The organism is Kitasatospora sp. NPDC001175 (genome assembly GCF_053598215.1).
This window is the reverse complement of sequence record NZ_JBSFJU010000142.1, coordinates 1-7,908: the sequence shown is the minus strand read 5'-3', so window position 1 is coordinate 7,908 and position 7,908 is coordinate 1. Positions and strand designations below refer to the sequence as shown.

General features: G+C 72.5%; 6 protein-coding genes and 2 pseudogenes. 3 read left to right on the top strand and 5 right to left on the bottom strand.

Annotated elements, in window-relative coordinates; translation table 11 throughout:
* From ACWDAK_RS40095 to ACWDAK_RS40085, 3 genes and pseudogenes are all read left to right on the top strand, one after another.
* Window positions 1-242: pseudogene (locus ACWDAK_RS40095) on the top strand (hypothetical protein); the annotation flags it as partial.
* Window positions 239-997, top strand: a complete 759-nt coding sequence (locus ACWDAK_RS40090; RefSeq protein ID WP_344636377.1) for a polysaccharide deacetylase family protein — start codon at window positions 239-241, stop codon at window positions 995-997. The pseudogene ACWDAK_RS40095 and the gene ACWDAK_RS40090, both read left to right, overlap by 4 nt.
* Before the next feature lie 60 nt (window positions 998-1,057).
* Window positions 1,058-1,489: a GNAT family N-acetyltransferase gene (locus ACWDAK_RS40085; RefSeq protein WP_427394389.1), complete on the top strand. Its 432-nt coding sequence runs from the start codon at window positions 1,058-1,060 to the stop codon at window positions 1,487-1,489.
* 72 nt (window positions 1,490-1,561) lie between these two features.
* Here ACWDAK_RS40085 and ACWDAK_RS40080 read toward each other — a convergent pair whose 3' ends face one another.
* From ACWDAK_RS40080 to ACWDAK_RS40060, 5 genes and pseudogenes are all read right to left on the bottom strand, one after another.
* Window positions 1,562-2,983 carry a hypothetical protein gene (locus ACWDAK_RS40080; protein ID WP_427394390.1) on the bottom strand — a complete coding sequence of 474 codons (1,422 nt, stop codon included), beginning with the start codon at window positions 2,981-2,983 and terminating at the stop codon, window positions 1,562-1,564.
* A 560-nt stretch (window positions 2,984-3,543) separates the two neighbouring features.
* Entirely contained in the window at window positions 3,544-4,218 is a 675-nt protein-coding gene (locus ACWDAK_RS40075; protein WP_344636380.1) for a response regulator, read from the bottom strand.
* Window positions 4,215-6,755, bottom strand: a complete 2,541-nt coding sequence (locus ACWDAK_RS40070; RefSeq protein WP_344636381.1) for an ATP-binding protein — start codon at window positions 6,753-6,755, stop codon at window positions 4,215-4,217. The genes ACWDAK_RS40075 and ACWDAK_RS40070 overlap by 4 nt, the downstream gene beginning before the upstream one ends.
* 157 nt (window positions 6,756-6,912) lie before the next feature.
* The gene (gene kdpC, locus ACWDAK_RS40065) at window positions 6,913-7,548 is read right to left on the bottom strand and encodes a K(+)-transporting ATPase subunit C (RefSeq protein ID WP_344636382.1); all 636 of its coding nucleotides are present in this window, start codon (window positions 7,546-7,548) and stop codon (window positions 6,913-6,915) included.
* 12 nt (window positions 7,549-7,560) lie between these two features.
* Window positions 7,561-7,908: pseudogene (locus ACWDAK_RS40060) on the bottom strand (potassium-transporting ATPase subunit B); the annotation flags it as partial.

The following is a 7,908-nucleotide window of genomic DNA, read 5'->3' as shown; positions in this document are numbered from 1 at the left end:
GCGTCACCAACGCCGCGGCCCTCGACGACGCCGGGCTCGCCCCGTGGATCCGCACGCCCGGACAACTCGCCCCGCGGCTGCGCGAGGCACTCCGCTCCACCCCGGCCCGCCCGGCGGAGGCCGCCGTCCCCGCGGACCACGTGATAGCCGCCCTGGCCGGCGCGACCGCCGCCGCACCCGGCACCCGTACCGCCGTCCCGCCGGCACTCCGCCGCGGCAACACCCGGGAGCTGGCCTCGTGAGCAACCTGATCGACCCCGTGGCCAAGGCCCTGGCCGTCTCCGGTGTGCTGGCGGCCGGCTCCCTGGCGGTCGCCCACGCCGCGCCCGCGCTCAGCGCCCTCAACGCCGTACGGCCCTGGCTCACCCCCGAGTTGTGCGGGTACGGGGACACCGACCATGTCGCCCTGACCTTCGACGACGGCCCCGACCCGGCCTCGACTCCCCACTTCCTGGCGGAACTGGACAGGGCGGGCGTCCGGGCGACCTTCTTCCTGCTCGGCCGGATGCTGGTCCGCGATCCGGGCCTCGGCCGTGAACTGGTCGCGGCGGGCCACGAGATCGCCGTCCACGGCTACCAGCACCGCTGCCTGCTGGCCCGCACGCCGAGCGCCGTCCGCGACGACATCGCCCGGGCCCGCGACGTGATCGCGGATCTGACGGGCACTCAACCCGCTTGGTACCGGCCGCCGTACGGTGTCCTGACCGCCGGAGCCCTGGCCACCGCCCGGGAGTTGGGGCTCACCCCCGTCCTGTGGAGCACCTGGGGCCGCGACTGGACCGCCACCGCCACCCCGGACTCGGTCCACCGCACGGTCACCCGCCGACTGGCCGGCGGCGGCACCGTCCTCCTCCACGACACCGACTGCACCGCCGCCCCCGGTTCCTGGCGTTCCGCCCTCGGTGCCCTCCCCCGCCTCGTCGACACCTGCCGCGCCCGGGGGCTGCGCCTGGGCCCGCTGCGCGAGCACCGCGCCACGGCCGTGGCCCCGGCGTGACCGCTCCGGCCGGTCGAAGTCACGGACACGGACTGGCTCCCGGTGCTACCGTCCGGATCCATGATCACTCGTAGGGAGGACGGGTACCAGGTCAACACCGACCCGGAGCGCCTCGACAAGGACCTGGTCCACCACTGGCTGTCGACCGACGCGTTCTGGGCGCTCGGCCGCTCCCGCGAGACGGTCGAGCGGTCCGTCCGGGCCTCGGTCAACTTCGGTGTCTACGCGGCCGACGGCTCGCAGGTCGGCTACGCCCGGGTGGTCACCGACCTGGCCACCTTCGCCTGGCTCTGCGACGTCTACATCGACCGCGACCACCGGGGCCTGGGCCTCGGCACCTGGCTGGCGGCCGCCGTCCGCGACCACCTCGCCCCCTACGCGCTCAAACGCGTGCTGCTGTCGACCGTCGACGCCCACGAGGTCTACGCCAGGGTCGGCTTCGTCCCGTTCCCCGATCCCGAGAAGCTGATGATCATGAGCTTCGCGCCCTGAGCTCCTCGCAGGGCTGCTCTCCCCAGGGGCCCGCGTCCAGGGTGGAACGGTGGCCGACGGGCCGGCCCGCGCTCAGCGGTACTCGCGCAGCCGGGGCCGGACGGCGAGCACGGTCAGTGCCAGGGCGGCGGCCAGCAGCACCCCGCCGCCGACGGCGAGGCCGGCGCCGAGGTCGCGGTCGGTGGCGGCCACGGCGCCCTCGAAGGACTTCTGGTTGATCGCGATGACCCCGTCCAGCGCGTCGGAGAGCAGGCCGAAGTCGGCGTTGGACTGACCTGGCGCGCTGCCGGTGTCGTAGGTGACCGCCTCCTTCAGCCGCCCCTGGACGGACAGTTGGCGGATCTCCCGGTCGTCCCGCTGGTACTGGCGGTAGTCGGTCAGCACCTTCTCCGCCGCCTCCCCCTCGCCGGGGAAGGTGATGTTGCGCAGTTCGTCGCCGAGGAAGCCGTCGAAGGGCACGGTGCCGTGCGGGTCTGCCCGGTGGGAGTCGACCGCCTGGGCCAGCCGGAGGTCGTACTCGGCGAGGGTGGAGCCGCCGACGCGGGCCATGGACTGGCTCTTGTCGCGGTAGGTCTGCTCGTACGCGGCGGCGCGGGTCGGGTCGGTGAGGTAGCGGCTCTCATCGGCGTTCATGTCGTAGGCGACGGCGCGGGCGCGGCTGAGCGCGATCACCGAGTCGTACGCGTTGCTCTTGGCCACCACCAGGTTGCGGTCGGCGGTGCCCGCGAGGGTGTAGCCGGCGGCGACGGCCACGACGGTGAGCAGGGTGACGCCGGCCAGGGCCGGATTGAGGACCCGGCGGAACCGGACGGCGAGCGTGCGCTGCAGCAGGACCAGGGCGGCGACGGCCGCCAGTCCGGCCGCGAGCAGCCACCAGCGTCCGGCGGCGAGGTCGGCGCGCCGGCTGGCGTAGACGCGGTCGACGATGGTGGCGTTGTCCGAACTCACCCGGTCCGCGGCGGGCAGGAGTTGCTGCCGCAGCAGGTCGGTGGCCTGGCGGTAGGCGGCGAGCGCGTCGGGCGAGGGGCGGCCGGCCGGGGCGTGGGCCTGCTCCTCCAGCAGCCGGGCTCGCGCGACCAGGCTCTCGTACTGGCCGAGGTCGTCGATGACGGTGTGGACGGCCTGCTCGCCGGCGGGGTCCCCGGCGGCGGCCTCGGTGGCGCGCTGGAGGTCCGAGTCGGCCTGGACGCGGCGCTGCTCGTAGGTCTGCTGGGTCTCGGCGCGCAGCTTGGCGTAGTCGGGGTCGGCGCCGGCCAGCAGCAGGTTGGCGGCCTGGGCGTCCATGTCGGCGAGCGCGAAGTAGAGGTCGGCGGCGCGGACGGCCTGCGGGGCCTTGTCGTGGCCGATGGTGTCGGTGCCGGTGCGGGCGCCGTCGAGGACGGTGGCGGCGATGGCGCCTGCAGTGATGAGGGCGGCGAGGCAGAGCGCGGTGAGGGCCCGGACCAGCCGTGGGGTGGTCCAGGAACCCGGCTTCCGGGCAGTGGACTTGAGCACTTCGACGAGCCCGGTCAGGCCTCGCGGGACCGACCGCGGCGGTGAGGTTTCCACGGCCGGTCCCGGAGGTGCTCCATGCGCTTCGGCTGAGGTGCGTGGGACGCGCGGTGCGGGTATCGGACCGGGCTGGCCGTCGTCCGCCGCCCCCGGCGGACTGGTCTCCCCTGCCGGCTTGACCGGTCTGCCCGATACACCCGCTGCCATCGCCGCGCGTCCCCTCCCCATCACCTGGCCGCCGGCTGTCGAACGGTGAAGCTCATCACCGGCGGTGGTCGCGGCCTGTCTCTCCCCCGAGGAACAGCCGCGTCCGTACCGCTGACGCTACGGCGTGCGGAGCCCATACTCGCGCTCCCTGACGCGCCTTTGGCACCTCCGGGACCGATCTTGACACCTTGTTAACGGGCGGCTGGTCCGGGGCGCGGGGAGCCGTGTGGCGGCCGGTGCGCGAGGCCGTACGACGGGCCGGGCCGAGGTGCGAGGTCTGCTCCGCGCGGGCCCGGCGCGTCGGCCGCACACCCGTCCTCGCGCCTCGGCTCCGCGTGCCCTGGACCGGCTACCCGTCAGGGTTCGAAGCGGTAGCCGATGCCCGGTTCGGTGATCAGGTGACGGGGGCGGGTGGGGTTGGGTTCGAGCTTGCGGCGCAGGGCGGCGAGGTAGACGCGCAGGTAGTTGCCGTGCTCCTCGGCCTGCGGGCCCCAGACCTCGCGCAGGATCTGGCGGCCGGGCACCAGCCGGCCCGGGGTGGCGAGCAGCAGGGTCAGGATCTTCCATTCGGTCGGGGTGAGCCGGACCGGTCCGTCCGGGCCGGTCACGGTGCCCGCGGGCATGTCGACCACGTGCCTGCCGATGGTGACCGTGCTCGGGGCGTCCTCGCTGCCGGGCCGGCGCAGCACGGCGCGCAGCCGGGCGAACAGTTCGTCCATGACGAACGGTTTCGTCAGGTAGTCGTCGGCGCCCGCGTCGAGGGCGCTCACCATGTCGGTGGTGGTGCTCCGGCCGGACAGCACGATGATCGGCACCGAGCTCCAGGCGCGCAGGCCGCGGATGATGTCCATCCCGTCCAGGTCGGGCAGGCCGAGGTCGAGCAGGACCGCGTCGGGGGCCAGGCGTCCGGCGGACTCCAGTGCTTCGGCGCCGGTCGCGGCGGTGAGGACGGCGTAGTCGCGGGCGTGCAGGTTGATCCGCAGTGCGCGCAGCAGCTGGGGTTCGTCGTCCACGACCAGGATGTGGTTCATGGCTGGGGTTCTCCCGTTCCGGCGGCAGGCAGGGTGAGGAGCATGGTGGTACCGCCACCGGGGGTGTCCTCGACCTCCAGGGTTCCGCCCATGGCCTCTGCGAGGCCGCGGGAGAGCGCCAGGCCGAGGCCCACGCCGGTGGTGTTGTCGGTGTCGCCGAGGCGCTGGAAGGGCAGGAAGACCCGGTCGCGGTCCTCGGGTGCGATGCCCGGGCCGCGGTCGACGATCCGGACCTCCACCCGGTCCTGGTAGGCGGAGGCGGCGACCAGAACGGGCGCGCCGGGGGCGTTGTGGCGCAGCGCGTTGGTGATCACGTTGGCCAGGACGCGCTCCAGCAGCGGCGGGTCGGCCAGGACGGGCGGTGCGGTGTCCAGGTCGAGCGGCTGGACGGGGGCGTCCGGGTCGGACAGGGAGTCCAGCGCTCGGGGCAGGACCTCCTCCAGGTGGGTGGGCGCCAGGTGGAGGGTGAGCGCGCCGGCCTGGAGCCGGCTCATGTCGAGCAGGTTGTCCACCAGGCGGGTGAGTTTGACCAGGGAGGCGTCCGCCATGCTGAGGAGTTCGGCCTCGTCCTCCGGGGAGAACTCGACGTCGGGGCTGCGCAGCGAGCCGATCGAGGCGAGTGCGGCGGCGAGCGGGGTGCGGAGGTCGTGGCTGACGGCGGCGAGCAGGGCGGTGCGCATCCGGTCGGCGGCCTTGATCGGTTCGACCTCGGCGGCGGCGGTGGCCAGCCGGTCGCGTTCCAGGGCGGCGGCGACATGGGCGGCGAAGGCGGTGAGCACCCGCTGGTCGGCGGCCGGGAGCCGGCGGCCGGTCAGTATCATCACCGCGTCCTTGCCGACCGCGATCTCGGTGATCGCGGGGCTCTCGGCCAAGCCCGCCTCCGTCTCGGCATCGCTTCGGGCCAGTACCTCGCCGCCGGCCCGGTCGAGCAGCGCCACCGAGTCCATCCCGAAGGCCGTCCTGGACTTCTCCAGCAGCGCGGGCACCGCGTCGGCGCCGCGCAGCACGCTGCCGGCCAGGGTGGACAGGGTCTCCGCCTCTGCGGTGGCGCGGGCCGCCCGTGAGGTGAGTCTGGCGGCGTGGTCGACCACGGTGGAGACCGTGAGTGCGACGGCCGCGAAGACCAGCAGCGCTATGACGTTGTTGGGCTCGCCGATGGTGAAGGTGTGGATGGGCGGGATGAAGAAGTAGTTGAGCAGCAGCGAGGCGACCAGCGAGGCGACCAGTGCGGAGACCGCGCCGCCGAGCAACGCGACCGCCACGACGCCGAGTTGGAAGATGAGCGCGTCGGTGGTGAGGTTCACCTGGCTGTGGAACTGGGAGAGCACGAAGGTCAGCAGGCTGGGCACCGCCAGGCCCGAGGCGAAGCCGGCGACGGTGCGCCGCCTGGAGTGGCGCCGGCCGAGCGAGGGCAGCCTGCCGCGGCCGGTGAACTCGTGGGTGACCATGTGGACGTCGATGTCCTCGGAGGCGTCCACGGTGGTCTGTCCGTTCCCCGGTCCGGTGAGGAAGCGGTTGATCCGGCCGCGGCGGCTGGTGCCGAGGACCAGCTGGGTGGCGTCCCGGCCGCGGGCGAAGGCGAGCAGCGCGGTGGGGATGTCGTCGCCGACCACAACGTGGTAGCTGCCGCCGAGGGTCTCCACCAGTTGTCTCTGCTGGGCCAGTGCCCCGGGTGAGGCGCCGGCCAGGCCGTCGCTCCTGGTGACGTGTACGGCGAGCAGCTCGCCGCCGGCGGTGCGGTCGGCGATCCGGGCGGCGCGGCGGATCAGGGTCTCGCCCTCGGGTCCGCCGGTGAGGGCGACCACGACGCGTTCCCGGGTCTCCCAGACCCGGTCGATGTTGTGGCTGGCCCGGTAGTCGCGCAGGCCCTCGTCCACCCGTCCGGCGACCCAGAGCAGGGCGAGTTCGCGCAGCGCGGTCAGGTTGCCGACCCGGAAGTAGTTGGAGAGCGCGGCGTCCACCTTCTCCGCCTTGTAGACGTTGCCGTGCGCCATCCGGCGGCGCAGTGCCTGCGGGGCCATGTCGACCAGTTCGATCTGGTCGGCGCGGCGGACCACCTCGTCGGGGACGGTCTCCCGCTGCGGGATGCCGGTGATCTTCTGGACCACGTCGTTGAGCGATTCCAGGTGCTGGATGTTGACGGTGGTGATGACGTCGATGCCGGCGTTCAGCAGGTCGTCGATGTCCTGCCAGCGCTTGGCGTTGCGCCCGCCGGGGATGTTGGTGTGGGCCAGCTCGTCCACCAGGACCAGGGTCGGCCTGCGCGCGAGCACCGCCTCCAGGTCCATCTCCTGGAACTCGGTCTCCCGGTAGGTGCGGCTCAGTCGCGGGATGAGCTCCAGCCCGTCCAGCATGTTCTCGGTGTGCCGGCGCCCGTGGCACTCGATGTACCCGACCGCCACGTCCGCCCCGCGGTCCCGCCGTCTGCGCGCCTCGTCCAGCATCCGGTACGTCTTGCCGACACCGGGTGCCGAGCCGAGGTACACCCTCAACTGCCCACGGCGGACGGGAGTGCCGGGGTTGAGGTCACGGGACATGAGCGCTGCTCTTTCCATACGGAGGGTGTGCCCGGCCCCGGAGAGGGCCGGGCACACAAGCGGATAGCACACGAGCGGGTACACGGGCGACCGACCCGGGTGCGGGGCGTGGCCCCCGTACCCGGGTCGGTCGGTCACCGATTTGTGGGTGACATTGTCACTTCTCTTCGCTCAACGCCTTGTTGAGCAGGACGACGTTGACTCCACTCTGGCCGAGGAACCCGAGGGAACGGCCGTCGGTGTACTTGTCGATCAGGTGGTTGAGGGTGTCGGCGGACAGGCCGCGGGCCTTGGCGACGCGGTTGACCTGCTCCTTGGCGTAGGCGACCGAGATGTGCGGGTCGAGGCCGGAGCCGGAGGCGGTCAGCGCGTCCACCGGGACGGTGGCCGGGTCGACGCCGTCGAAGGCCGCGACCGACGACCGGCGGTCCTCGACCGCCTTCAGCAGGTCGGCGCTGTTGGGGCCGAGGTTGCTGGCGCCGGAGCTCTTGGCGTCGTAGCCGGTACCCGCGGCGGAGGGGCGCGGCTGGAACCACTTGGGGTCCGGCTGGGCCTGCTCGTTGGGGTCGTCGGGGTTCTTCTTGGGGAGGTTGTAGTTCTGGCCGAGCAGGCTGGAGCCGATCTCCTTGCCGTCGGAGCTGACGATGGAACCGTTGGCCTTGTCGGCGAAGGCGACCTGGCTGATCCCGGTGACCAGCAGCGGGTAGGCGATGCCGAGGATCACGGTCATCACCAGCAGCATCCGCAGCGCGGTCGCGTGCGTACGCACGGCGGTGGGCAGTGGCTTGGACATTTCCTGCTTCTCTCAGCTCAGGCCGGGGATGAACTGCACGACGAGGTCGATCAGCTTGATCCCGATGAACGGGACGATCAGACCGCCGATGCCGTAGACCCCGATGTTCCGGGCCAGCAGCGAACTCGCGTCGGCCGGACGGTACTTCACACCCCTCAGGGCGAGCGGGATCAGCCCGATGATGACCAGCGCGTTGAAGATGATCGCCGAGGTGATCGCCGAGGTCGGGCTGTGCAGCCCCATGATGTTCAGGTGCTTCAGACCGGGGTACACGCCGGCGAACATCGCGGGGATGATCGCGAAGTACTTGGCGACGTCGTTGGCGATCGAGAAGGTGGTGAGCGCACCACGGGTGATCAG

Coding starts and splice junctions, on each gene's coding strand:
- ACWDAK_RS40085 (WP_427394389.1), top strand. CDS start 1,058: ATGATCACTCGTAGGGAGGACGGGTACCAGGTCAACACCGACCCGGAG.
- ACWDAK_RS40075 (WP_344636380.1), bottom strand. CDS start 4,218: ATGAACCACATCCTGGTCGTGGACGACGAACCCCAGCTGCTGCGCGCA.
- ACWDAK_RS40070 (WP_344636381.1), bottom strand. CDS start 6,755: ATGTCCCGTGACCTCAACCCCGGCACTCCCGTCCGCCGTGGGCAGTTG.
- kdpC (WP_344636382.1), bottom strand. CDS start 7,548: ATGTCCAAGCCACTGCCCACCGCCGTGCGTACGCACGCGACCGCGCTG.